This window comes from Corallococcus exiguus (assembly GCF_009909105.1).
Lineage (GTDB): Bacteria > Myxococcota > Myxococcia > Myxococcales > Myxococcaceae > Corallococcus > Corallococcus exiguus.
Map to the genome: position 1 here is coordinate 1 of NZ_JAAAPK010000001.1, position 24,713 is coordinate 24,713.

Annotated in this window: 16 protein-coding genes and 1 pseudogene; 8 read left to right on the forward strand and 9 right to left on the reverse strand. The window is 70.4% G+C overall.

Features of this window, described 5'->3' with window-relative positions; translation table 11 throughout:
* Nucleotides 1-77 precede the first annotated feature (77 nt).
* The 3 genes and pseudogenes from GTZ93_RS42535 to tmk all read left to right on the forward strand — a co-directional run.
* Nucleotides 78-383: pseudogene (locus GTZ93_RS42535) on the forward strand (NUDIX hydrolase); the annotation flags it as partial.
* Between the two features lie 395 nt (nt 384-778).
* Complete coding sequence (locus GTZ93_RS00005; RefSeq protein ID WP_139914932.1) at nt 779-1,666, forward strand: HAD family hydrolase; 888 nt, start codon at nt 779-781, stop codon at nt 1,664-1,666.
* Between the two features lie 81 nt (nt 1,667-1,747).
* On the forward strand, nt 1,748-2,455 hold the full coding sequence (gene tmk / locus GTZ93_RS00010; RefSeq protein WP_161662589.1) for a dTMP kinase: 708 nt from the start codon (nt 1,748-1,750) through the stop codon (nt 2,453-2,455).
* Nucleotides 2,456-2,464: 9 nt separating this feature from the next.
* Here the strand turns inward: tmk and gor are convergent, their stop codons facing one another.
* Nucleotides 2,465-3,898 (reverse strand): glutathione-disulfide reductase, encoded by a 1,434-nt coding sequence (gene gor / locus GTZ93_RS00015; RefSeq protein WP_139914934.1) that lies wholly within the window; start codon nt 3,896-3,898, stop codon nt 2,465-2,467.
* Between the two features lie 191 nt (nt 3,899-4,089).
* Here gor and GTZ93_RS00020 point away from each other — a divergent pair, with 191 nt between their 5' ends.
* Nucleotides 4,090-7,638 carry a serine/threonine-protein kinase gene (locus GTZ93_RS00020; RefSeq protein ID WP_139914935.1) on the forward strand — a complete coding sequence of 1,183 codons (3,549 nt, stop codon included), beginning with the start codon at nt 4,090-4,092 and terminating at the stop codon, nt 7,636-7,638.
* Nucleotides 7,639-7,645: 7 nt separating this feature from the next.
* Nucleotides 7,646-8,509 (forward strand): class I SAM-dependent methyltransferase, encoded by an 864-nt coding sequence (locus tag GTZ93_RS00025; RefSeq protein ID WP_180945979.1) that lies wholly within the window; start codon nt 7,646-7,648, stop codon nt 8,507-8,509.
* Here GTZ93_RS00025 and GTZ93_RS00030 read toward each other — a convergent pair.
* Complete coding sequence (locus GTZ93_RS00030; RefSeq protein ID WP_257978895.1) at nt 8,499-9,356, reverse strand: SDR family NAD(P)-dependent oxidoreductase; 858 nt, start codon at nt 9,354-9,356, stop codon at nt 8,499-8,501. The genes GTZ93_RS00025 and GTZ93_RS00030 overlap by 11 nt on opposite strands.
* Nucleotides 9,357-9,448: 92 nt before the next feature.
* On the opposite strand from GTZ93_RS00030, the gene GTZ93_RS00035 reads away from it, so the two are divergent.
* Together GTZ93_RS00035 and GTZ93_RS00040 are read left to right on the forward strand one after the other, a co-directional pair.
* Complete coding sequence (locus tag GTZ93_RS00035; protein WP_161662590.1) at nt 9,449-11,551, forward strand: tetratricopeptide repeat protein; 2,103 nt, start codon at nt 9,449-9,451, stop codon at nt 11,549-11,551.
* A gap of 57 nt (nt 11,552-11,608) precedes the next feature.
* Nucleotides 11,609-12,277, forward strand: a complete 669-nt coding sequence (locus GTZ93_RS00040) for a DUF2378 family protein (protein ID WP_257978898.1) — start codon at nt 11,609-11,611, stop codon at nt 12,275-12,277.
* Between the two features lie 12 nt (nt 12,278-12,289).
* Here GTZ93_RS00040 and GTZ93_RS00045 read toward each other — a convergent pair whose 3' ends face one another.
* Nucleotides 12,290-14,554: a hypothetical protein gene (locus GTZ93_RS00045; RefSeq protein WP_139914938.1), complete on the reverse strand. Its 2,265-nt coding sequence runs from the start codon at nt 14,552-14,554 to the stop codon at nt 12,290-12,292.
* 220 nt (nt 14,555-14,774) lie between these two features.
* On the opposite strand from GTZ93_RS00045, the gene GTZ93_RS00050 reads away from it, so the two are divergent.
* Nucleotides 14,775-15,317: a DUF2378 family protein gene (locus GTZ93_RS00050; protein ID WP_121752944.1), complete on the forward strand. Its 543-nt coding sequence runs from the start codon at nt 14,775-14,777 to the stop codon at nt 15,315-15,317.
* On the opposite strand, the gene GTZ93_RS00055 is transcribed toward GTZ93_RS00050, so the two are convergent.
* The 6 genes from GTZ93_RS00055 to GTZ93_RS00080 all read right to left on the reverse strand — a co-directional run bounded on the left by GTZ93_RS00055 (nt 15,299) and on the right by GTZ93_RS00080 (nt 24,661).
* Nucleotides 15,299-16,051 carry a lysophospholipid acyltransferase family protein gene (locus GTZ93_RS00055; protein ID WP_139914939.1) on the reverse strand — a complete coding sequence of 251 codons (753 nt, stop codon included), beginning with the start codon at nt 16,049-16,051 and terminating at the stop codon, nt 15,299-15,301. The genes GTZ93_RS00050 and GTZ93_RS00055 overlap by 19 nt on opposite strands.
* Complete coding sequence (locus GTZ93_RS00060; protein WP_139914940.1) at nt 16,048-17,016, reverse strand: 3-oxoacyl-ACP synthase III family protein; 969 nt, start codon at nt 17,014-17,016, stop codon at nt 16,048-16,050. Before GTZ93_RS00060 ends, GTZ93_RS00055 begins: the two co-directional genes overlap by 4 nt.
* Nucleotides 17,013-18,869, reverse strand: a complete 1,857-nt coding sequence (locus tag GTZ93_RS00065) for a cyclic nucleotide-binding and patatin-like phospholipase domain-containing protein (protein ID WP_139914941.1) — start codon at nt 18,867-18,869, stop codon at nt 17,013-17,015. Before GTZ93_RS00065 ends, GTZ93_RS00060 begins: the two co-directional genes overlap by 4 nt.
* Before the next feature lie 78 nt (nt 18,870-18,947).
* On the reverse strand, nt 18,948-22,145 hold the full coding sequence (locus GTZ93_RS00070) for an efflux RND transporter permease subunit (protein ID WP_139914942.1): 3,198 nt from the start codon (nt 22,143-22,145) through the stop codon (nt 18,948-18,950).
* A gap of 9 nt (nt 22,146-22,154) precedes the next feature.
* Nucleotides 22,155-23,363 (reverse strand): efflux RND transporter periplasmic adaptor subunit, encoded by a 1,209-nt coding sequence (locus tag GTZ93_RS00075; RefSeq protein WP_139914943.1) that lies wholly within the window; start codon nt 23,361-23,363, stop codon nt 22,155-22,157.
* Entirely contained in the window at nt 23,351-24,661 is a 1,311-nt protein-coding gene (locus GTZ93_RS00080; RefSeq protein ID WP_139914944.1) for a TolC family protein, read from the reverse strand. The genes GTZ93_RS00075 and GTZ93_RS00080 overlap by 13 nt, the downstream gene beginning before the upstream one ends.
* Between the last annotated feature and the right edge of the window lie 52 nt (nt 24,662-24,713).

Sequence of the window (24,713 nt, forward strand, 5' to 3'; positions counted from 1 at the left end):
CTGGTTACGAGAAGAAGCACCGCGCTGCCGCTTGAGGGCGAAAGCGCGGAACGCTCTGCGGAACCGGGGCAACTTCAGTATTCAGCGGACTGGTAGCCGAAGCGGAGCGAAGCCATCGGCTGACGCGCCTGGTGCGCGGGCAGCTCGTGCGCGAGCTATGGAGGAGCCTCCCCGCCGGCTGGCCGCCCGTGCTGGATGACGCCAATCGTTTCAAGGTCGCCAAGGCACTTGGCTTGTGGTCCGGCTTTACCCCGACAACCCATGAGGAGCGCGTGAAGCGAGTCGGAGACGCGCTTCTCGCCCATCCTCCTCCTTCCGGCTGGCGCCCGATGGGCCCCGAGGACGAATTGCTCCGCACGCTCCTTCCCGACGAAGAGGCGTGACTATTTGCGCGGATCCCCCGGCGGCGTGGCCACCACCTCGCGGTCCAGCTCCAGCAGTGTGGCGCTCTCCGACGGGTCGGGCCGCTTGTCCCACCGCGTGACGAAATCCTCCTCCGCCGTAGGGTGGATGCCCCACTGCCGAGTCGTGCACCCCTACCATGTGGAGGCCCTGCACCCGTTCTATGCCATGACTGACGTCTCCGCTTGCGCCGCGCATTGCCGGAGTGGCAGGTCACCACCGGCACAGCGAGCCCTCGTTGCGGCTGTGTCCGCTTGGTACGTCAGGCGTCGGAATTCTTGACACGCTGGGGGCTGCCCAGATGCTGGTGGAGAGAATGCCATAGGCAGTCTGCGATGCGGTTCTCAGTATGTGGCTCGTGGAGGCATAGGCGTTAATGATTAAGCTGATTGTTACGGATATGGATGGCACTTTGTACTCGTGGGTCGACTACATCGTTCCTTCGGTGGAAGCCCTCGTGGGATCCGTGATGCTCTCGACGGGATGGCCTCGGATACGCATCGTCCAGGCGCTCAAGAGGGTGTATGCGCAGAACGAATCGAACGAGTATCCGTTTGCCTTGCAGGAGTCAGAGATCTTCGACGCGTTTCCTGAGTTCGACTCATTCGACAAGCTGGTGATTGAACCTGCCAGGGCCGCGTTTGCCCAAGCGCGTAGGAAGTATCTCCAGTTGTTTCCGGGCGTCCTGGATACGTTGCAAACGTTGAAGATGAAGGGGCTGCCTGTGGTGGCGCTCACGGATGCGCCCAGGAATCCTGTGGAGGTCCGCGCGAAGCTCTTGAAAATCGATGGCCTCCTTGATGCCATTTACTGTCTGCCGGGCTTCACCTTTCCCGAACACTCGGACGGTCGGTTGAAGGTGTCCCGGATGATCGCCGCCAAGGAGCAGCGGGGCGAATACCGGGCCGCGTGTCGGGTTGTCGAATTGCCTCGGGACTACGAGAAGCCGAACCCAGCGGGCTTGTTGCGGATCTGCGCGGAGATGAAGGTTGAGCCCAAGGAGGTGTTGGTCATTGGCGACGCAGCGAAGAAGGATGTTGCGGTCGCGCGTAAGGTAGGGTCGATCGACTGCTGGGCAGAGTACGGTACCTATATCTCTCAGGAATACCGTGAGCGGCTGGAGATCGTTTCGGCCCCTGCCATCACCCAGCGTCACGCTGCGAGCGTCCATGACGCGGCCGCCCGGGCCCATGCGCCGGAGACGACCCATCGCCTCTCAAACTTCAACCAGCTCTTGGAGATCCTCGAACTGCATGGCTCATGATCAATGGGCACGGATCCGCACATCGGGTGGAGCGACGTTCGATCTATTTGACTCCCCCGGCTCCTGTGCGACCCTCAGGTCGTGCTGAAGCGACTCGAAAAAGGTGTGCTGATCGCCCTCGAAGGGATCGATGGTGCTGGCAAGACGACCCAGGCGAGACGCCTCTTCGAGGTGCTCAGCGGAATGGGCTACGACGTCGTGCGGACCAAGGAGCCGACGGATGGCACCTGGGGACGCAAACTCCGCGAGTCTTCGAAGACAGGGCGTTTGGCTCCTGAGCAGGAACTGGAGTTGTTCCTCAAGGACCGTCGGGAGCATGTCTCTCAGCTCATCACCCCCGGTCTTGAGGCGGGCCGGATCATCCTGGTCGACAGGTACTACTTCTCCACGGTGGCATACCAGGGAGCCAGGGGATTGCCGACGGACAACCTGCTGAAAGCCAACGAGGCTTTCGCGCCACCTCCTGACGTGCTCTTCCTCCTCGATATTTCCCCAGAAGAGGCCATGCGCCGCATCCACCAGCGTGGCGAACTGGGCAATTTGTTCGAAGAGGAAAGCAGCCTGCGTGCCGTGGCGAAGGTCTTCGCCGCGATGAACTTCCCATACCTTGAGCGACTGAATGGAATGGATCCGCCCGAGCAGGTAACGCGCCGAATGCTCGACCGACTGTTCGGTGGAGTTCTATCGACGCGGACGCTGCAGGATGGGGCGGAGGTGCTTCCCAAGGGCAAGGATGAGCTGAGCAACGATGCGGTGTGGGCTGCTCTGGGGCGCGTTGGGAAGCGCTGACCCTCACTCTTATTTGCTACGCGTATCCCCCGGCGGCGTGGCCACCACCTCCCGCCCCAGCTCCAGCAGCGTGGCGCTCTCCGACGGATCCGGGCGCTTGTCCCTCAGCGTGACGAACTCCTCCGCCGCAGTGGGGTGGATGCCCACCGTCGCGTCGAGCTGCTTCTTCGTCACGCCGCACTTCAGCGCCACCGCGAGCCCCTGGATGATCTCCGGCGCGTCCGCCCCCACCATGTGGAAGCCCAGCACGCGCTCCGTGCCTCGCTCCACCACCACCTTCATCATGGAGCGCTCATCCCGGCCCGTCAGCGTGTGCTTCATGGGCCGGAAGCTGGAGACGTAGACGTCCACCTTGCCGTGGCGCTCCATCGCCTCGCGTTCCGTGAGCCCCACTGTGCCCACCGGCGGCTGGCTGAAGACCGCGGACGGGACGTTCTCGTGGTCCATCGTCACCGGGTTGTTCCGGTACAGCGTCTCCACCATCGCGCGCCCCTCCGCGATGGCCACGGGCGTGAGGTTGAGCCGATCCGTCACGTCCCCCACCGCGTAGATGCTCTCCACTGACGAGCGTGACTGCGCGTCCACCACCACCGCGCCGCGCTCGTTCAGCTTCACGCCCGCCTCCTCCAGACCCAGGCCCTGCGTGTTGGGCACGCGGCCCGTGGAGTACAGCACCGCGTCCACCTCCAGCGTGTCCCCCATGCGCGTCAGCAGGCTGAGCGTGCCGTCCTCGCGCTTCTCGATGTCCTGGACGAACGTCTCCGGGCGGATGTCCACGCCCTTCTTGCGCATCTCCTGCGTCAGCGCCGCGCGGATGTCGTTGTCGAAGCCTCGCAGCACCGTGTCGCCGCGAATCAGCATGGTCACCTTCGCGCCCAGCGCCGCGAAGATGCCCGCGAACTCCACGCCGATGTAGCCGCCCCCCACCACCGCCACCCGGCGCGGCAGCGTGGGCAACTCCAGCGCCTGCTCGGACGTGAGCGCGTGCTCGATGCCCGTCACCTCCGGCAGGTAGGGCCGCCCGCCCGTGGCCACCAGGATGCGCTCCGCCGTGTAGCGCTTGCCCGCGACCTCCACCGTGTGCGCGTCCACCACCCGGCCCCGGCCCTCCACCAGCGTCACGCCCGCGTCGCGCAGCAGCCGCCCGTAGATGCCCGTCAGCCGGTCCAACTCCTTCGCCTTCACCGTCTGGAGCTTCTTCCAGTCCAACGCGGGGCTGTTCACCGTCCAGCCGTAGCCGGCCGCGTCCTCCATGTCGTAGCGGTAGTGCGCCGCGTACACGAGCAGCTTCTTGGGCACGCACCCGCGCAGCACGCACGTGCCGCCCACGCGCCCCTCCTCGCAGATGGCCACCTTCGCCCCGGAGGCTCCCGCTCGCCGGCTGGCCGCCACGCCGCCCGACCCCGCGCCCACTGTGAACAAGTCGAAGTCGTAGCCCGCCATCTGGTGTCCTCCCTGCATCAAGAAATGGTGTTTCCACTCTCTAGAGGGAAGGAGCCCTGCCGGGCCCTGCCCGCCGGGCTGCTCCCCAGGGTCCGAAGCGCCTACTGCTTCGGCTGCCCCGGACGCATTCAATCCCCCTCCCGCACGAGAAGGGGGGATATCCTCATCCGCACGTAGGGCGGCTCCCCCTCATGTCTCACCCCCCCTCCTGTCAGACCTCCCCCCGGGCGGACGCCCCGGACACCGACACGTCTCCGGGCATGGATCCGGAAGTCGTGGGGCGCCGGTACCGCATCCTCGACCTGCTGGGGCGCGGCGGCGCGGGCACCGTGTGGCGCGCACAGGACGGACTGTCCGGGCCGGTGGCCCTCAAGCGGCTGCACAAGACGGTGGCGGACCTGGCGCGGCGGCCCGGCCGGGGCACCCCTTCCGCCTTCGCCACGCAGGGCATGGCCCTGTCCCTGGCCCACGAGTTCCAGACGCTGGTGTCGCTGCGCCACCCGCACGTCATCCGCGTGCTGGACTACGGCTTCGACGCAGAGGGCCGCCCCTACCTGGCCATGGACCTGCTGGAGGACGCGCGCACGCTGGTGGAGGCCGGCACGGACGCGCCCCTGGCGACGCAGGTGGGCCTGCTCATCCAGACGCTCCAGGCGCTCGCGTACCTGCACCGGCGCGGCATCATCCACCGCGACCTGAAGCCCGGGAACGTGCTCGTGGTGCGCGGCCAGGTGAAGGTGCTGGACTTCGGCCTGGCCGTGGGCCGCGACCAGCAGGGCCGCCGCGCGCAGCCCGCGGGCACACCCGGCTACCTGGCCCCGGAGCTCTTCGAGGACCAGCCCCCTTCCGAGCTGACCGACCTGTTCGGCTTCGGCGCCATGGCGTGCCAGATGTTCTTCGGCCGGCTGCCCCACGCGGGCCAGGTGTTCGCCACGCCGGGCTTCCCGCCCGCGCTCAAGGCCCTGCTGGAGCAGCTGGTGGCGCCGGAAGCCCACCGCCGGCCGCGCGACGCGGAGGCCGTCATCACCGCGCTGAGCGACGCCGTGGGCCAGCCCCGGCCCGCCGAGTCCGCCGCCACGCGCGAGAGCTTCCTCCAGTCCGCGCGCTTCGTGGGCCGCGTGGCGGAGCGCGAGCACCTGACGGACGTGCTCGACGCGGCGATGGCGGGCCAGGGCGGCGCGTGGCTCATCGGCGGCGAGAGCGGCGTGGGCAAGTCGCGCCTCCTGGAGGAGGTGCGCTCGCTGGCGCTGGTGCGCGGCGCGATGGTGCTGCGCGGCCAGGCGGTGGACACCGGCGGCGTGCCCTATCAGGAGTGGCGCGCGGTGCTGCGCTGGCTGCCCATGCTCACGGAGCTCTCCGACCGTGAGGCGCGCGTGCTCCGGTCGCTGGTGCCGGACCTGGACGCGCTGCTGGGCCGCGAGGTGCCCGCCGCGCCGGAGCTGGACGCGGACATGGCGCAGCTGCGCCTGCACCAGACGGTGGAGGACCTCTTCGCCCGCCTGTCGCAGCCCACCGTGGTCATCCTGGAGGACCTGCATCAGGCGCACGCCGAATCGCTCCAGCTCCTCGCTCAGCTCGCGGCGAGGTCGCCGGGGCTGCCGCTGCTGTTGCTCGTGAGCTTCCGCGACGACGAGTCCCCGCAGCTGCCGGAGCACCTGCCCGGCACTCGCGTGCTGCGGCTGCAACGGCTGAACGCGGAGGAGATCGCCCAGCTGGGCGAGTCCATGCTGGGCGCCGTCGGCCGCCGGCCCGACGTGGTGTCGCTGTTGCGCCGCGAGTCGGAGGGCAATCCGTTCCTGCTGGTGGAGGTGGTGCGCGCGCTCGCGGAGGACGCGGGGGGCCTGGACCGGCTGGGCGCCGTCGCGCTGCCCCAGCGCGTGTGGGCGGGTGGCATGCGCGCGCTGGTGCAGCGCCGGCTGGAGAAGGTGCCTCGGGCGGCGCGGGAGTTGCTGGACGTGGCGGCGCTGCTGGGCCGGGAGCTGGACCTGGCGGTGCTGGAGCGGGCCGCGCCCGGCGTGGACGTGGAGGCGTGGCTCACCGACTGCGCGGCGGCGGCGGTGCTGGACGTGGCCGACGGCCGCTGGCGCTTCGCTCACGACAAGCTGCGCGAAAGGTTGCTGGAGGACCTGTCCCCGACGCTCCGCCCCGCGCTCCACCGGCGCGCGGCCCTGGCGCTGGAGTCGGCCCACCCCACGGGCCACGCCGCCGCGCTGTCGTACCACTGGGGGCAGGCCGGGGACGCGGCCCGCGAATCGCGCCACGCGCGGATCGCGGGCGAGGAGGCGCTGGCGGTGGGTGCGTGCCGGGAAGCGGTGCCGCTGCTCTCGCGGGCGCTGGCGGTCGCGCCCCAGGCCACGCCGCTGGAGCAGGGCCGCGTGGAGGCGCTGCTGGCGGAGGCTCGCTTCCAACTTGGAGACCTGGAGGCCTTCCGTGTGCACGCGGAGTCAGCGCTCGCGCACTTTGGATGGCGTGTGCCCTCGTCGCGCGTGGCGTGGGTGCTGGGCACGCTGACGCAGGCGCTGTCTCGGCTGGCGCAGAGTGCCCGGCCGGATGCGTACGTGGATGATTCCAGGCGGCGCCGGGAGTCGCGGCGGGTGGCGGGCCGGCTGCTGATGCGGCTCACCGACGCGTTCATCTACGCGCAGGAAGCGCTGCCGGTGCTCTGGAGCGGCCTGCGCATGCTCAACCTGTGCGAGCCCGCGGGGCCCACGCCGGAGCTGGCGCGCGGCTACACGGTGATGGCGGTGGTGGCGGGCACGGTGCCGGTGCACCGCGTGGCGGACGCGTGGGTGAAGCGGGCGCAGGAGGTGGCCGAAAGCGTGGGCCGCCCGGCGGACCTGGCCTATGTGCTCAACCGCAACGCGGTGTGCGCGGTGTACCAGGCGCGCTGGCAGGACGTGGAGACGTGGCTCTCGCGAGCGACGGCCATCGTGGACTCGGTGGGGGACCTGCGGCTGGCGGAGGAGTGCCGCGCGCTGCTCACCGTGTCCGCCATGTACCGCGGCCAGTTCGCGCGGGGCCTGCCGCTGATGGACTGGCTGGAGGCGTCCGCGGTGCGCCGGGGCTCGGCGCAGACGCAGCACTGGGCCCAGTATTACCGCGCGCACATGCTGCTGCGGCTGGGCGAACACGCCCGGGCCCGCGTGGCGCTGGAGCCGGCGCTCGCGTGGACGGAGGCGCACGGCGGCGCCACCGACCGCATCATCGTGGACGGCACGCTGGCGCTCTTGTGCCTGCGCGAGGGCGACACGGCGGGTGCTCGCGCGGCGGCGGAGAAGGCGCTGGTGCGGCTGTCCGCGGGCAAGCCGGTGGCGCACTTCGTCTACTTCGGCGCGACGGCGGTGGCGGAGGTGCTGCTCACCCTCCTGGCTCGCGAGACGCCCGGGCCCGGATTGCAGGCGCTCACGCACAGCGCGCGGTCCGCGCTCCAGGAGGTGGAGCGCTTCGCGCGGGTGTTCCCCTTCGGCGAGCCCTCCGCGTGGCTGTGGCGCGGCTGCGAGGCGTGGCTCGCGGGCAAGCACCACAAGGCCTTCCGCGCGTGGAAGCGCTGCATCGCGGAGTCGGACGCGCGGGGCATGCCCTACGAGGCGGCGCGCGCTCGGCTGGAGTGGGCGCGGCACCTGCCCGCGGACGACGCGGAGCGCGCGGAGTTGCTGCGGCGCGCGGCGGAGGATTTCACCCGGCTGGGGGCGCGCGAGGACCTGTCGCGGACCCTGGCCGAACAAGGGACGGCAGGGTGACGAAGCGATGATGTGGCTGCGGGACGTGGCGTTGCTGGCATGCCTGGATTGCCGGGGCCAACTGGTGTGGCACGGGCAGAGCGAGGACGACCGGCTGGACGAGGGACGTCTTCTCTGCGGTAGCTGCGGCGAGACGTGGGAGGTGGCGGACGGGCTCGCCCGGCTGTACCGCGAGGACCGCGTGCAGGGCACGGACCGCCTGATGCGCCATGTCTACGACGGGCTCCCCGCGCTGCACGACCCACTGACGACGGTGCTGACGCCGCTGTTCCAGTCCGTCTCCGAATCGCGGATGCGCGACGGGTACATGCGCAGGTTGGAGTTGGGCGCGCTGAAGCCGCGCGACGACGGACAGCCCGTGCGCGTGCTGGAGGTGGGCGTGGGCGCGGGCGCGAACCTGCCTCGCATCCGCGGCGCGCTGCCACCGGGCCTGCCCGTGGAGGTGTGGGGCCTGGACTTGAGCACCGGCATGCTGGCGCAGTGCGAGAAGCGGCTGCGCAAGGGCCGGGGCGTGAAGGACACGCGGCTGATGGTGGCGGACGCGCACGCGCTCCCGTTCAAGGACGGCCTGTTCGACCGCGTCTTCCACGTCGGAGGGATTGGGAGCTACCGCCAGCCCGCGGTGGCGCTGCGGGAGATGGCGCGCGTGGCTCGGCCCGGCACTCCGCTGGTGGTGGTGGACGAGCAGCTGGACGCGGCCTTCCGTCCTTCGCTGTTCCAGCGCGCCGCCTTCCGCGCCCTCACGTTCTACACGCGCGACGCGAAGAGCCCCCGCGCGCTGCTTCCGCGGAACGCCGAAGACGTCATCGAGGAACAGGTGTCACCGTTCTACTATTGCCTCACGTTTCGCGTTCCGGCCGTCACGGGTTGAGCACCAGGTCCAGCAGCTTCAGCGTCATGCCGCCCGTGAAGTCGATGGTGGCGCCGTTGAACCACGCGGCGTCGTCGCCCACGAGCACGGTGACGAAGCGGGCCACCTCGTCCAGCGTGCCCATGCGCCCCGCGGGGTTCATGGCCGCGTGGCGCGCTTCCAGCCGGGCCAGCGCCTCCGGCGAGTAGACGTGGCGCAGCGCGGGCGTCATCACCGTGCCGAACTTGAGCAGGTTGACGCGGTGGTCTTTCGGGCCCAGCTCCATGGCCAGGTGGCGCACGTACATCTCCAGCGAGGCCTTGGCGGCGCTGATGAGGCCGGTGTTGCCCAGGTGCGTCTCGTCCAGCGGGTTCTGCAGGCCCAGGAGGCGCGCGTTCGGGGCCAGCAGGTCGCGTTGAACCAGCGCCTGCGTCCAGTACACGAACGAGTGCGCCATGCAGTCGAACGTGCGCTGGATGCGGCGTGGGTGGAGTCGGTCTGGACCCTCGGAGAGGAAGCGGCCCACGGACGCGCCTGCGATGGCGTGCACGAACAGTTTCACGCTGCGGGGGCCCGCGCGCTGGAGCAGCTCGTCCGCGCCGGCCTCGGCGGCTTCGGGCGTGGAGGCATCCGCCTGCCGCAGGTGCACGTCCCGGCCCAGGTCGCGCACGCGGGTCTCCAGCTCGCGCGCGGTGTCCGGATAGCGGCCCCGGTGCACGCCGAAGACGTTCAGCCCCGGCTTGCGCGCGACGGCCTCCGCGATGGCCGCGCCCGAGCCGGAAGAGGCACCCAGGATGAGCGCCCACGCCGGGGGAGCGTCCTCCGATGCGGCTGGAGGAGATCCGCCTGGGACAGGGGTCACGTGCATGGTGCTCCCATCATAGGAAGCCACGCACGGGGAGGTGCGGGAGACGGCAGGGGTCCTCGACGGAAAGGGGGATGGAGTGGAAAGATCCACCCATGCCCTCAGTGAAGTCCCTCTTCGCGTGGCGGGTCGTGCCCGTCCTCGCACTGCTCGTGGCCTGTGCCCATGGCTCCTCGGACGAAACGAAGTCGGCGGCCGAACAGGAGCTCTCTACGCTGTACATGCGCACCTGCGGTGGGAGGTTGGCGCAAGCGTGCTTCGAACAGGCCGAGCGCCTCCGCGTGGGCGACGGCGTCCCGAAGGGCGTGGCGCGCGCGGCGACGCTCTACGAGCTGGGCTGCAACGGCGACGACCTGCGCGCGTGCGTGGCGCTGGGGGTGTTGAAGGAGGAGGGCCGGGGCGTCGCGAAGGACGAGGCCGAGGCGGCGCGACTGTATTCGCGGGGCTGTGAGCGGGACCTGCCGGAGGGCTGTGGCCACCTGGCGCTGCTGTACGGCGAGGGCCGGGGCGTGGCGAAGGACCCCGCGCAGGCGGTGCGCCTCTACGAGCGCGGCTGCGCCGGGGATGACCGGCTGTCGTGCAACAACCTGGGCGTGCTGAAGCTGATGGGCGGCTTCGGCGTCGCGCAGGATGTGGCGGCGGGCATGGGGATGCTGGTGCAGGCGTGCAACCGGAGCCTCGGGGTCGCCTGTCTCACGGTGGCGCGCGAGTTCGACCAGGGCGTGCGCACGCGCAAGGACGAGCGCCTCGCGGCCAGCTACTTCCGCACGGCGTGCGGCCTGGGGGAGAAGGACGCGTGCGCCTCCGCGAACGCGACGGTGGCGGAAAAGCCGGAGCCCACGCCCGCGGCCACGCCGGAGGAGGGCGCGAAGCTGGAGAAGATCCGCGCCATGTGTGAGACGGGCTCGGGCGTGGGCCTGGGCATGGCGTGCTACGTGATGGGCACCGCGTACGAGAAGGGCGGCGCGGGCGTGGCGGTGAACCCCGGCCGCGCGACGATGTTCTACCAGCGCGCGTGCGACCACGAGGTGCCGGAGGCCTGCGGCGACGTGCGGCGCATGCTGGGGCTCGCGGCGGACGGCACGAAGGCCGAGGCGCCGAAGCAGTCCGTGCTGCAATCGCTCCAACTGGACCCGGCGAAGATCGCTCCGGAGAAGCCGAAGCAGTCCGTCTTGCAATCGCTCCAACTGGATGCGGGCAAGGTCTCCGCGAACGCGAAGCCCCCGCCGCGAGCCTCCGTCGACCGCTGGAAGGAGGAGTGCCGGGACGGCGCGGGCGAGGGGGATGCATGCGCCCGGCTCGGGGACGAGCTGCTGCGCGGGAGCGCCGGGCTCCCGGTGGACGCGGCGAAGGGACTGAAGCTGCTGGAGGAGGCCTGCATGAAGCGCACGGCCTCCGCCTGTGCGCGGCTTGGCTCCTTGATGCTCGTTGGTAACGGAAGCCTGGGGGTCACGCGAGCGCCCCTCGTGGGCCTCGTCCTCCTGGAGACGGGGTGCGAAGCGCGCGACGGCGGCGACGCGTGCCACGTGCTGGGCCGGGCCCTGCTCGAAACCTCCCACCGGTACGCGAACCCGGGGAAGGGCGTGCAGGCCTTGCGTGATGGATGCTTCAACCACGAAGAGCTGGAGAGCTGCGCCCGGTTCATCCGCGTGACGCGGCAGCTCGCCGATTCGGGTCCGGAGGAGGTGCGCGCGGACGCTCGGCGCAGCCTCCCCGCCATCCAGGCCCAGGCATGCAAGGCGCGCAAGACGGGGGCCTGCAAGGAGCTGGGCCAGCCGCTGCCGAAGGACACCCTGCGGGTGCGCCACCTGCGGGCGGACTGCGACGCGGGTGACCCCGATGCCTGCGAGGACCTGGCCCATGCGTACCAGAAGGGCGACAGCGTCGAGCGCGACCTCGAAGAGGAGCTCCGGGTGGCGGAGAAGGGGTGCGCGGGTGGCAGCACCCATGCCTGCTTACGGCTGGCGAGGCGCTACAGCGAGACGGTCTCCGGAGGGACACCCCTCGACCTGGAGGCCGCCTTCGCACGCGCGGAGCAGGCCTGTGCCATGAAGTCCGGGGACGCGTGCGGGTTGCTCGAGAACCTCCTGCGGGAGCACCGGCAGCTGGGGACGGATGCACCACGGGTCCAGGAAGCCCGTGCGCGGGCCTGCTTGTACTGGCCCGCGTTCTGGCGCGAGAAGGAATGCGCGAAGTAGGCCTCAGTAGCGCTTCGGCGGTGATGGGCGGCCGGGTGCCCCTGGCGCAGGGGCTTGGTGAAGTTGCGCCGTCCGCTGGTGGAAAGCCCGCTGCACGAAGGGATGGGTGGGTTGTTCCCGGGTCCGTCCGCGTTTACCGATGAAGGACGCATCCCCAGCGCCGTGGAGAAGGAGCCTCCCATCGTGCGTACTCCAGAGAAGGTCGTGTTCGGCCACACCGTCGAAGGCCTGCTGGTGGCCCTGGATGGGCATCTGGAAGGTCCGCTCCGGCCGAGGTTGAAGGCCGTGGGCCTGGACCTGGATGAGAAGCTGGCGCCTGCCTATCCCCGGGACCAGTGGCACCAGATGTTGCTCCTGGGGGCGCAGGTGCTCTTCCCGCACCACTCCGTCGCGCAGGCGCACTGGCATTTGGGCCAGCGCTTCGTCACGGCCTACTTCGCCACCCGCATCGGTCGCGCGCTCCAGGGCGTGCTGAAGTTCCTGGGCCCCGCGCGCACGCTGGAGCGCACCACGCGCAACATGGCCTCCGGCAACAACTACCTGCACGTGGACGTGGAGCGCCTGGCAGCCACCGACTATCGGCTCCGGGTGAACGAAGGCGGCATCCACGCGGAGTTCATCGGGGCCCTGTGCCACTTCGGCACGCTGACCACCGGCGTGAAGGGACTCACCACCGTGGTGGAGGGCCGTGAAGGTCCCTCCGCGACGTACCGGATGCGCTGGTAGCGGCCCCCGTCCTCAGCCGTGGGAGATGACGAACTCCTGCGCTCCCACGCGCACCTGGAGCAGGCGCTGGATGCCCGACCCCAGCTTCCACCGGATGGCGAGCTGATCCATCCACGCGACGAACGCGGTGACGCGGAAGTCGTCGCAGGCCAGGTCATCCAGGGACGTGAACACCTGCTGCACGGCGGAGGTCGCGTCGTTCTCCGCGATGACGGCTTCCGAATGGATGGCCTTGTTCAGCGCGATGAGCTTGTCGAGCAGATCCCTCCAGAACACGTACACCTTCCCGTACGGCTGGCTCCCGATGTCGCCTGCGTAGCGTGACGACTGCACGAGCACATCCGAGAACGTGCCCGTCCCGCCACCCTGCTCCCAGTGCGACGCGACGAAGCCGTCCGGTCCGGCATGGTTCTTCAGGTGCCAGGCCACGCTCGCCTTCGCCCGGTCGAGCGTCCAGTCCTTCGCCCCGTCCTTGAGGTACGCGTCCCAGAGCGGCGTGTAGAGCTCTTCCCGGCGCTGGAGGCTGGTGCGCACGGGTTGGCTGGCCCGGGGCATGGCTCGCGCCAGGGCTCGTGCGAAGGCGTTGCGTTCGAAGGCGGGTTCGGAGCCCAGCTTCGCCAGCAGCCGCCGGAAGCTGGGGTTGTCCACGCGCAGGTCCAGCCGCGTTTCGGTCTTCGTGCCGGCGGGCGCCGCGCGGAAGAGGCGGTCCACCAACGCTGGTGCGTCCTCCGGACGGACCGCGCCCCAGACGGTGGCTCCGTCCACCGCGCGTTGGATGAGCTCCTTCGACAGGCCGTCCTCCACCTGGCTCTGGGCGAAGAAGGAGTATTCGAACTCGTCCGCGCTGGGCGTGAGGCTGAAGCGCGGCATCTGGGCGCTGAAGTCGAGCCCCCAGCGGGAGGTCTTCCCGTACAGCACGCCCGAGCTCGTGTAGCTGCGCGCCCCCAGGAACGCGTAGCGGCGAGGGCCCTGCCGGTGGTCGCGGGACGCGTGCTGGACGACGGCCTTGAGCTTCCGCCGGTCCTCCTGCGAGGCGAAGTTGACGTCGCGCCAGCCCAGGCCCAGGCCCCAGACGCGCTGGGACTCCACGGACTTCATGTGGAAGTAGCGCCGCAGCCAGGCGTCATTCACCCGGTGCTGGATGGAGGCCAGGTCGCCGGAGACGAACGCGCCGTGCGCGCCCGCCAGCTCCTCCACGGGCACCTCCAGCTCCAGGAGCGTCGCGTCCTCGGTGCTGCGCGCGTACTCGTATTCGAAGCCGGCCTTGAGCGTGCCGCTGACCACGCTCTCGACGAAGTCCTTCAGTTCTTCGTACGCGGCCGTCACCGACGCGAGCGTGGCCTCCACCGGCTTGTGGAACCCCAGCTGCTTCAGCAGCGCGGCGGCGACCTGGAGGAGCGCGGGTGTGAGCGAGCCCTGCTCCAGGCCGTCGACGATCTTCAACGCGTCCTGCACCTTCGCGTCCACGGCGCCCAGGATGGAGGCGAGCAGCGGCGACGAGTACCCCAGCGACACCCCCGCGGATATCTGGGCCGCAGCGGAGTCCGAGGTGGCCTTGCGGACCGACACCCGGAACGGTCCGTCCTTCGGCCGTGAGAAGACGATGCGGAACTCGTCCTGGAGCGACACGGTGCCGCCGATGGACGCGCCCACCTCCGCCTTCAGCTCGAACACCAGCTGCCCGGCCAACCGCTTCGCGAGCGCCCCCACCAGGGACGTGCTGATGGCGGACCAGGAGACCTTCACTCCGGCCTTCAGGGCCACGCGCGTCTGGAACGACAGGGCATCACCGGGTTGGAGTGCCTGCACATCCCCCAGCACGAAGGGCAGGCGCAGGGACTTCGCGTCCGAGCCCAGCGCGGCCTCCAGGATCTGGGTCGCGGCGTGGTGCCGGTAGTCCGCCACCTTCACCTGGAGTGAGCCGCCGCCGCTCAACTCGACGAAGGGGAAGTTCCCCTGGCCGTTGGCCTCCGCGCTCAGCTCCGCCGCGTACTTCAGCCAGCACGCGGTCCCGTCCGGGGAGAAGAGGGGCTCCACCGAGGCGCCGTCCAGCTGCTTCGGAGGCACGCCGATGATGCCGTACGCGTCCTTGTCGTTCCGGTCGTTGAAGAGCTCGACGGGGACCTTGAGGGTGCCCGTCAGGGACACCTGGCCTCCCTGGATGGGGATGGCCTTGTTGCCGTTCAGCTCCGCGTGGCCCAGCGCCTGTTCGTGAGCGGCGTTGCCCAGCGCGAGCTTGAGCGTGTTCACCGCGGGAATGTGGATGCTCCAGCTCATGAGACTCCCCCACCTTGGATTGCCTGTGTCCCTGGGACCGCTGAGCAATCATTGACGTGGGGCCTGCCTGGCCGCTTCTGACGGCGGGGAGGTGCGACTGTCCTCACAGCGAAATCGTCATCACCCCGGGGATGTAGGGGTTGTTCACAAGTCGGTGTTCGGACTAACCAGGGGGCACCCAAGCCACGTCATCCCCCGAGCCGTGGCGGAGGAGCCCCTCGTGTCGAACCCCTCGGAGATCGTCTTCGGCCATACGGTCGAAGGTCTGCTGTTGGCCTTGAAGGGCCGGCTGGAAGGCCCGCTGCGCGCGAAGCTGAAGGACGCCGGGCTGGACCTGGACCGGAAGCTGGAGCCCGCGTATCCGAACGCCATCTGGCAGAAGCTCCTGCAGATTGGAGCGACGGAGCTGTTTCCGAACGTGTCCATGAACGAGGCGCAGTGGCTGCTGGGTGAGCGCTTCGTCGTGGGCTACTTCGAGACGAACATGGGCCGCGCGCTGCAAACGGTGCTGAAGCTGCTGGGCCCCGCGCGCGCCCTGGAGCGCACGTCGCGCAACCTGGCCTCCGGCAGCAACTTCCTGCACGTGGAGGTGGAGCGGCTGGCGGACACGGACTACCGCATCAAGGTGAACGAGGGCGGGACCTACCCGGAGTTCATCGGCTCCATCTGCCACCACGGAACGATGACCACCGGCGTGAAGGGCCTCACCACCGTGGTCGAGTCCCGCCAGGGCCGCGCCGCCATCTACCGCGTGCGCTGGTAGTCACGCGCCGCGTCCAGCAGTCCCTGCACCGCGCCCGTCACCTCGCGGTGCACCGTGAGCAGGGCCTCCCGGTCCGCCGCGTCGAATCCCGGGGTCAGGTGGGTTGTCAGTGGCTCTCCAACCCATTGGGTCATCTTCACCGGGAAGGACAGGGACAGCGGCCACAGGCCCGTGGCGCCCACGCCCAGCCACAGCGGCAGCCTTCCGGGCATCCCCACGCGCTTGCCCCATGCGTAGCCGTCGTTCAGGCCCACGTAGGCGTCGTCCATGCCGTGGCCCGCGATGGGGACGATGGGCAGCCCGTAGCGCATGGCCAGGCGCAGGTAGCCCAGCCGTTCTCCCCAGTCCACGCGGTAGCGGTGCCGGAAGTCGCGGCAGCCCTCGCGTGTGCCTCCTGGCTGCACCAGCACGTGCTCGCCCTTCTTCACCGCTTCCTCCAGCAGCGGCCCGTCGCTGGTGACGAAGCCCAGCCCGTCCGCCACCTGGCGCATGCCCGGGATGCGGTCGAACGCGCCGTGCGCGATTCCGTGCGGCAGGTAGCCCAGCCGGTCGTGCAGCGTCACCGTCAGCATGCACAGGTCCACCGCCAGGGGCCGGCCGTGGTAGCCCACCAGCAGCTTCGCTCCGGGGCGCAAGAGCGGCTCCAGGTTCACCACTTCGTAGCGGTGGTAGCGCTGGAGCAGGCGGAACGTCGTCAGCCACGCGGCCCGTGCCGCTGTCGCCGTGACCGTCACCCACCCACCCGGTACAGCACCGCGCCGTGCGCCACGCCCGCGCCCACGCCCACCATCAACACCCGGTCCCCCGGCTTCACCGGCCGCGTGCGCCACAGGCGATCCAACCCCGTGCCCAGCGACGCGGAGCCCACGCTGCCCACCGTGTCCACCACCGTGACGCTCTTCTCCTCCGGCACCTCCAACGCCTGGAGGATGGCCGCGAACATGCTCCCGTTCGGCTGGTGCGTGAGCACCCACTCCACGTCCGCCACCGTCAGCCCCGCGCCCTGCAGCACCGCCGATGCCGCGCGCTTCAGCGCCCCCAGTGCGACGCGCGTCATGTCGCGCGCGGGCGTGAGGAAACGCATGCCCTCGCGCTGGCCCGTCTGGTGCGGGTTCTCCAGCACGACGTCCGGCGGCAGCGTGCCGTCGTTGCCGAACGCCGCCCCCAGCACGCCTTCGCCGGGCCGGGCCTCGCCCAGCACCACCGCCGCCGCGGCGTCACCCAGCACCAGGTAGGGACGCGGGTCTTCCGGCCGTGTGGTGCGCGACAGCAGCTCCACGGACACCACGCCCACCGGTCCCAGCCCCGTCGCCACCGAGCGCGCCGCCAGGTCGAACGCGCTCAAGAAGCCCATGCACGCGTTGCTCACGTCCATCGCATCGCACGTCCCGGACAGTCCCAGCGCCGCCGCCACCCGGCTGCCGTTGGCCGGCGTGGTGACGTCTCCGCCCATCGACGACACGAACAGGATTCGCCGGAGCGCCGTCGCCGGGAGTCCCGCCGCCTCCAGTGCGCCTCGCAGAGCATGCGCGCCCAGGTCCGCTGCGCGCATGCCCGCCGGAGCGAAGTGCCGCGTGCGGATGCCTGTCTTTCGCTCTACCTCCGCCGCATCGCGGCCGACTCGCGCGCAAACCTCCGCGGTCGTTACCGGTGGGCCCGGCAGCACGCTCGCGGTGCCGAGGATGCGGACCGGAATCACGCGGCCCTCCGGCCACCGGCCGCGTTCCGGCGCCCGCGCAGCGCTTCCCAGGCCTGCTTGAACTCCAGCAGCTTCTGCTCCAGGCCCATGTCTCGCGCGGCCTCGTCCAGCACCTCGTCCACGTGCGTGAAGCGCATGGAGCCGAGCAACGGATGCTCGCGCGTGCCCACGTCGTAGCGCAGGTCTCCTCGCGCGGACTCCAGGTCGCCGTTGCGGTGCAGGAGCAGCACTCCGCTGGCCAGCAGGTCCTTCGCTCGCGCCACGGGGTTGAGCGCGGAGAGGAACAGCCCCACCGCTCCGGGCAGCAGCGGCCGCGCTGCGTGGTGGTGGCCCGCGGGGAAGATGTTGCTGGAGAAGACCAGGTCCGCGCCCGCGTGGAGCAGCACGTCCACCGGCACCATGCTGGTGAAGGCCCCGTCCACGTAGCGCGCGGGCGGCTGGAGCGTGGGCGCCCAGACGCCCGGCGCGGATCCACTCGCGCGCACCGCCAACGCCAGCGGTCCCTTTTCCAGCACCACGCAGCGGCCCGTGGTCAGGTCCGTCGTCACCGGCAGGAAGCCCATGGGCAATTCCTCCAGCGCCAGGTCCCCCAGGTCGCCGCGCACCAGCCACTCCATGGCCTGCGTGGTGACCACGGAAGACAGCGCCGCGGCGGACAGGTGCCCATTCCGCGCGCGGTGCTGGAGCCGGCGCAGGCCGTCCAGACCTTCACGGCCGTCGCGCGCGGTGCCGCAGTAGTACGCGCCCACCAGCGAGCCCATGCTGGCGCCGCTGAGGAAGTCCACCGGCACGTCCAGCGCCGCCAGCCTCCGCAACAGGTGCGCGTGGTAGAAGCCCCACACGCCGCCGCCACTGAGCGCCAGCCCCACGCGCCGGCCGGTGATGGCGCGCGCCCACCGCGACAGCGCGTCCCTCGTCCCCGCGTCCAGGCCCAACGCCGCCAGGGGCCGCGAATCCCCGGGCCGCACCACCAGCCGCTCCCAGTCCAGCCGCAGCCGGCACCCGGGCGGCGGCGCCTCCTCGTCCCATCCGTCCTCGTCCGGCAGCGAGCGCCCCTGCAACATCGTGCTGCCCTGCGATCGCCACGGCGACAGCAGTACGGTGAGCAGCACCGGCGCTCCCGGCGTCCCCACTCTGTCCGTCTCTCCACCCGGCGGCACCAGCCGCACCTCGCGCGGTGTCAGCACCTCCGGCACCGGCACTCCATCCACCAGCACGCAGTCGAAGTCCTCACCTTCGGCGAGGAGCGGCGCGCCCGGAGTCACCGTGCGGCGGAACACGCCGTCGGCTCCGCGCACCGCGCCTTTCGTGCGCTTCGCCCCCGCGCGCACGAGCAGCACCCGGTCCCCGAAGTCATGGACCATCACCTTCGCCACCAGCTCCACCAACACGGACCGCGTCGCGGGCGGCAGGTCCAGCCCCTGCTGCGCGTGGAACGTCACCACGTCCGGCCGCGCCGCCGCGCTTCCTCCAGGGCTTCCAGGCCGAAGCACCGCCGCCACCGCCTCCAGCTCCACTCGAGGAAGGAAGAGGGCATGCGACGCGGACGCCGCCGTCACCGTGACGGGCCAGGTGCCGCGCGCGAGCGCCTCCACGCCCAGCGACATCCCCGAGCGCAGGTGCAGCAGCACCGTCCCTCCCGTCGTCATCCGCCACTCGCCCGAGCGCAGGAGGTAGATGCCGTCCACCGGCTCGCCCTCGCGGCAGATGCCCTCGCCTGGCTGGGGCTCCACCGGCCGGGCCCGCTCCAGCAAGCGGAGCAGGGCGGACGCACGCGCGTGGCGCAGCACGGGGGCTTGCTTCAACGTGTACAGCCAGCGACGCCGCTCATCGACAGTCAGAGGAGAAGGCATGCGTCGCCCAAGGATAACCAGGACGCTCCGGCGCGGGGTAGCGCGCCGGAGTGCCTGCCCGCTCCGTGCGGGTCGTCGTTACGCCGGTTGGGGTCGCGGTGGCTCCCCCTCGGGAGGGATGGCCGGCGGCGGCGGGTTGCTCGGACCGCGAGGTGAATTGCCGTGCTTGCGGTGTTTCAGGACCTTCGTGCGCGCGCCTTCCACCAGCGCGTAGAGCACCGGGATGAAGATGAGGTTCACGAAGGTGGAGAAGAGCATTCCGCCGAAGACGGCCGTGCCCAGCGACTTGCGCGCGGAGGCGCCCGCGCCGCTGGCCAGCATCAGCGGCACCACGCCGAAGAGGAACGCGAAGGACGTCATCAGGATGGGCCGCAGGCGCGTCTCCGCCGCGTTGATGGCGGACTCCACCACGCCCTGACCCTGTGCGCGCAGTTGCTCGCCGAACTCCACGATGAGGATGGCGTTCTTCGACGCGAGGCCCACCAGCATCACCAGGCCCACCTGACAGAACACGTCGTTCACCAGCCCGCGCAGGTTCTGCAACAGCAGCGCGCCCATCATCGCGACGGGCACCGCGAGCATGACGACGAAGGGCAGGGCGAAGCTTTCATACTGGGCGGCCAGCACCAGGAACACGAACACGATGCCCAGCGCGAAGATGACGAGCACGGTGTTGCCCGCGCTCTTCTGCTCCTGGGACAGGCCCGTCCACTCGAAGGTGAAGCCCGGCGGCAGGGCCTGCTTCGCCACCTCCTCCATGGCGTTCAAGGCCGTGCCGGTGGAGGTGCCGGGGCTGCCCTGACCGTTGATGTTGGCGGAGCGGAAGAGGTTGTAGTGGGTGATGTTCTGCGCGCTGGTGATGGGCGTCACCCGCACCAGCGCCTCCAGCGGCACCATGGCCCCGGTGTCCGAGCGCACGTAGAAGCTGCCGATGTCCTTCGGGTTGTCGCGGAAGGGCGTCGCGGCCTGCACGAACACGCGGTAGACGCGGTTGGCGAAGGTGAAGTCGTTCACGTACTGGCTGCCCAGGTACACCTGGAGCGTGGAGAACAGCGAGGACAGGGGCACGCCCATGGCCTTGGCCTTCTCCCGGTCCACGTCGATGTTGAGCTGCGGCGAGCCCGCGGTGAACGCGGAGAACACGCCGCGCAGCCGCGGGTCCTGGCCCGCCTTGCCCACCAGGGCCTGCGTGGCCTGCGCCAGTTCCTCCAATGTGCGGCCGCCCTGCTGGTCCTCCAGCACGAACTCGAAGCCGCCCACGCTGCCCACGCCACGGATGGCGGGCGGTTGCAGGGGCAGCACGCGCGCGCCGCCCACCTGGCCCAGCGGACCGCGCAGGCGCTCAATCAGGCCCGCGACGCTGGACTCCTTCGTCTTGCGCTCGTCCCAGGGCTTCAGGTTGATGAAGAGCGAGCCGTAGTTGGCGCCCGTGCCCAGCAGCGAGAAGCCGCCCACGGTGAAGATCTGCGTCACCTCCTCCTGCTGCTTGATGATGCCCTCCACCTGGATGAGCACGTTGCGCGTGTACTCCAGCGACGTGCCCTCCGGGCCCTGCACCGCGATGATGACGTAGCCCTGGTCCTCGTCCGGGATGAAGCCCGTGGGCGTGGCCCGGTAGAGCAGGCCCGTGGCCACCAGGAACACCGCGAAGATGCCCACGACCAGCCACCGCATCTTGCCCAGCATCACGCCCAAGAGCTTCCCGTAGCCGCGCCGGAGCGCGTCCAGGCCCTCGTCGAACTTGCGTGCGAGGACGAACTTCTGGCCCTCGTTCGGGCGCAGGAGGCGCGCGCACAGCGCGGGGGACAGGGTGAGCGCCACGAGCGCGGAGAGGCTGATGGAGAACGCGATGGTGAGCGCGAACTGGCGGTAGATGGCGCCGGTGGTGCCGGGGAAGAAGGACACCGGGATGAACACCGCGGACAGCACCAGCGCGGTGGCCACCACCACGCCGGCCACCTGCTGCATACCCCGGTGGGTGGCCTCCTTCGCGTCCACCTTCTCGTGCTCGATGACGCGCTCCACGTTCTCGATGACCACGATGGCGTCATCCACCACCAGGCCCGTGGCCAGCGTGAGGCCGAAGAGGGTCAGCGTGTTGAGCGAGAACCCGAACGCGTTGACGAACATGAACGTGCCGACCAGTGACACCGGCAGCGTCGTCACCGCCACCAGCACGCTGCGCCAGCCGTGCAGGAAGATGAAGATGACCAGGACGACCAGGAGGATGGCTTCACCCAGCGCCTTGAGCACCTCCTCGATGGAGGCGCTCACCGCGGCCGTGGTGTCGAACGCCACCTGATAGGTGAGGCCCGGCGGGAAGTTGGCGGACAGCCGCTTGAGCTCCGCCTCCACGCCTTCGCGCACCTCCAGCGCGTTGGAGCCGGGCAACTGCGTGATGCCCAGGCCCACCGCGTCCTGGCCGTTGAAGCGCAACAGCTGCTGATAACTCTCCGCGCCCAGCTGCGCGTTGCCCACGTCGCGGATGCGCACCAGGGCGCCGTCAGCGCCGCGCTGGATGACGATGGCGCCGAACTCGTCCGCGGACGTGAGCTGGCCCTTCACCTGGAGGGACAGCTGATACGCCTGCTCCTTGGAGGACGGGGCCTGGCCCACCTTGCCCGCGCCTACCTGGACGTTCTGTTCTTGAAGCGCGTTGACCACGTCCTGCGCGGTGAGGCCGCGGCGGGCCAGCTCCGTGGGGTCCAGCCACAGGCGCATGGCGAAGCGGCGCTCGCCGAAGATGCGCACGTCGCCCACGCCCTTCACACGCAACAGCGCGTCGCGGATGAAGACGTCCGCGTAGTTGCTGATGAACTCCGTGTCGTAGCGCTTCTCCTTGTCATAGACGCCGAAGGAGACCAGCAGCTGCGTCTGCGCCTTGCGCACGGTGACGCCCAGCGCGTTCACCTGCGCGGGCAGCTGGGGCGTGGCGGTGGCCACGCGGTTCTGCACGTCCACCGCGGCCAGGTCCACGTCGCGCGACGGGTCGAACGTGGCGGTGATGGTGGACTGGCCGTCGTTGGTGCTGGTGGAGGACATGTAACGCATGCCCTCCATGCCGTTGAGCTGGCGCTCCAGCACGGTGGTGACGGCGCTCTCCACCGTCTCCGCGGACGCGCCGGTGTACGTCGCCGTGATTTGAACCTGCGGCAGCGCCAGCTCCGGGTACTGCTCGATGGGGAGGCTGGGAATGGAGATGGCGCCCACCAGCGTGATGAGGATGGACAGCACGCTGGAGAAGACGGGGCGCTTGATGAAGAAGTCGGTGAACATGGCAGCCCCCTACTGACCCGCGTCCGAGCCACCGCCCATGCCCTGGGCAGGGGGCAGGGGCATGCCTTCTGTCTGGCCCTGCGACTGCCGCGCGGGCTTCGGCTGGATGGGCATGCCGTCCCGCAGCTGCTGCACTCCGCTGATGATGACCTGGGTGCCCGCGTCCAGGCCCTTGAGCACCTCGTAGTCGTTGCCCTCCACCAGCCCCAGCGTCACGGGCTGGCGCTTCACCACGGTGCCGGCGTCGCCTTCCCCCACCACCATGGCGAAGGACTGGCTGCCCTGCCGGGTCACCGCGGTGGTGGGCATCTTCAAGGCGTCGCGCACGTCGTAGACGAGCTGCGCGCGCACCAGCTGGCCGGCTCTGAGGCCCACGGTGTTCTCGAAGGCGGCCTGCACCTCCACCAGCTGCGTGTTGGGATTGGGTGTGGTGGCGACGAAGAAGGCGGGGGCGCGGACGATGGGCTCGCCATCCTCGTTGAGCACCTCCAGTGGCGTCTCGCCAATCTTCACGCGCGCGGCCTGGTCCACGGGCACCTGCACGGACAGCTCCAGCGCGCGGCTCTGGTCCAGGATGGTGAGCGCCGTCTGCGGCGTCACGTAGTCGCCCAGCTTCACCGGGATGTCGCCCACGACGCCGTCGAAGGGGGCGCTCACGTTGAAGAAGCCCAGCTGCACCTGCTGATTCTGGATTTGCGCCTCCGCCGCCTGGGCCTGGGCCTCGGATTGCGCCGCCTGGGCCACGGCCTGGTCGTAGTCCTGGCGGCTGACGAGTCCTTCCTTGAGGAGCTGCGCGCTGCGCTCACGCGTCCTGCGCGCGAACTCGCGGTTGGCGACGGCGGAGGCCTTCTGGGCCTGGGTGGCGCGCAGGGAGGCTTGCTCCTGACGTGGGTCCACCACGAGCAGCACCTGGCCCGCCTTCACCTTCTGGCCCTGGCGAACGGGAATCTTCTGGATGTAGCCGGCGACCTGCGGGACGACGGTGATGCTGCTGCGGGAGATGAGGGTGCCCACGTACTCGCGGGTGTCGCGCACCGGGCCGGGCTTCACCGCCATCACCTGGACGGGCGTGGGCTTGCCGCCGCCCTGGCTCTGGCTGCCCGACTGAGGGCCGCCTCCGGGCGCGGCCTGGCCGGGGTCCTTGCCGCCGCTGCACCCGCCCGCCGTCAGCGCGAGCACGAGTCCCCACGCGCCCCAACCGCCCCTCACCAATCGCATGCCGCCTCCGACAGGAATGCATCCACCACGGCCTGGCGGTACTGGAAGTCGCGGATGACGAGCTCCAGTTCGGCCTGCCGCAGGGCCCCGGCCGCGTCCACCAGCTCGAGGCTCGTTCCGGTGCCCACCTCGAAGCTGCGGCGGGTGAGCCGGTCATTCTCTTCCGCGAGTTTCCGCTGGCGGTCCGCCAGGTCGCGCGTCTCCTGGGTCACCTGCACGGCGCGCTTCGCCTGGGTCACTTCGATGACGATGTTGCGCTCGCGGCCGGTGACCTCCGCGCGGGCCTGCTCCAGCTGGCCGCGGGCCTGGCGCAGGCGGCCCTCGCGCGCGCCGCCGTCCCAGAAGGGCAGCACCAGGCTGGCGCCGACGTTCCAGATGGGCACCTCCGCGAAGCCCGGGTTGACGGTGAGCGCGGTGGTGCTGCTGGTGAGGTCCAGGGTGGGCGCGTACAGGCGATACACCTCGCCGATGGCGCGCTCGGCCACCACCTGGCGCGAGCGGGCGGCGGCGATGTCCGGGCGGTTCTCCAGCTCCTCCAGCGTGCGGCAGGTGGCCTTCGCGCCCTGGAGCAGCGTGGTCAGATCCAGGCCCGGCTTGAGGCCCACGGCGGACGGGGTGCCCAGGGCCAGGCCCAGGGACTCGCGCGCCTTGCGCAGGTCCTCGTCGCCGGTGACGACGTTGCGGCGAGCGATCTGTGCGTCCTGCTCCACGCGGACGACGTCCAGTCGGGTGCCCGCGCCCAGCTCGAAGCGGCGCTGCGCCAGGGCCAGCCGCTCCAGCGAGGTGCGCAGGTTGACGCGGTTGACCTCCGCCAGGCGCTCCGTGGAGGACACGGAGACGAGCGCCTGTGCGAGGCCGCGGGTGAGCTGCCGGCGCGTCTCCGCGAGCGACAGGTTGGCGGTGCGCCGCGACTCCTTGGCGCTGCCCAGGGCGTAGAGGCTGGCCAGGTCCACCACGGGCACGTTGGCGGTGAGGGTGCCCACGCCCAGCAACTCCGTGGGCGTGAAGCCCCCGCCGCCCGTCACCGCGCCGCCCGTGCCGCCGCCGAAGGCGACGATGCCCGGGTTGAGGACGTTGTACTGGGCGATCAGGTTGCCGGAGACGGAGGGCAGCAGGTTGGCGAGCGCGATGCGCCACGTACCCGCGGCGACTTCAATCTGGCCCAGCGCTGCCTGGAGGTCGGGGGAGCGCTGGCGCAGGAGCGTGAGCGCTTCGTTCCAGGACTGGAGTTGGAGGGGCGCGGCGGGCGCGGGCGTGAGCAATGGATCCGACACGTTCGCCTGGAACGGCGGTGGCACTTCGGGGACGTCGTCCGGGTCCTGGGCCGACGGCGTGCGGGTCCGGTCGGGC

Bases quoted from the DNA above. Each gene is read 5' to 3' on its own strand.
- GTZ93_RS00075 (WP_139914943.1), bottom strand. From the start codon at position 23,363: ATGCGATTGGTGAGGGGCGGTTGGGGCGCGTGGGGACTCGTGCTCGCG.
- GTZ93_RS00005 (WP_139914932.1), top strand. From the start codon at position 779: ATGATTAAGCTGATTGTTACGGATATGGATGGCACTTTGTACTCGTGG.
- GTZ93_RS00070 (WP_139914942.1), bottom strand. From the start codon at position 22,145: ATGTTCACCGACTTCTTCATCAAGCGCCCCGTCTTCTCCAGCGTGCTG.
- GTZ93_RS00065 (WP_139914941.1), bottom strand. From the start codon at position 18,869: ATGCCTTCTCCTCTGACTGTCGATGAGCGGCGTCGCTGGCTGTACACG.
- GTZ93_RS00020 (WP_139914935.1), top strand. From the start codon at position 4,090: ATGTCTCACCCCCCCTCCTGTCAGACCTCCCCCCGGGCGGACGCCCCG.
- GTZ93_RS00025 (WP_180945979.1), top strand. From the start codon at position 7,646: ATGATGTGGCTGCGGGACGTGGCGTTGCTGGCATGCCTGGATTGCCGG.
- gor (WP_139914934.1), bottom strand. From the start codon at position 3,898: ATGGCGGGCTACGACTTCGACTTGTTCACAGTGGGCGCGGGGTCGGGC.
- GTZ93_RS00035 (WP_161662590.1), top strand. From the start codon at position 9,449: ATGCCCTCAGTGAAGTCCCTCTTCGCGTGGCGGGTCGTGCCCGTCCTC.
- GTZ93_RS00045 (WP_139914938.1), bottom strand. From the start codon at position 14,554: ATGAGCTGGAGCATCCACATTCCCGCGGTGAACACGCTCAAGCTCGCG.
- GTZ93_RS00030 (WP_257978895.1), bottom strand. From the start codon at position 9,356: ATGCACGTGACCCCTGTCCCAGGCGGATCTCCTCCAGCCGCATCGGAG.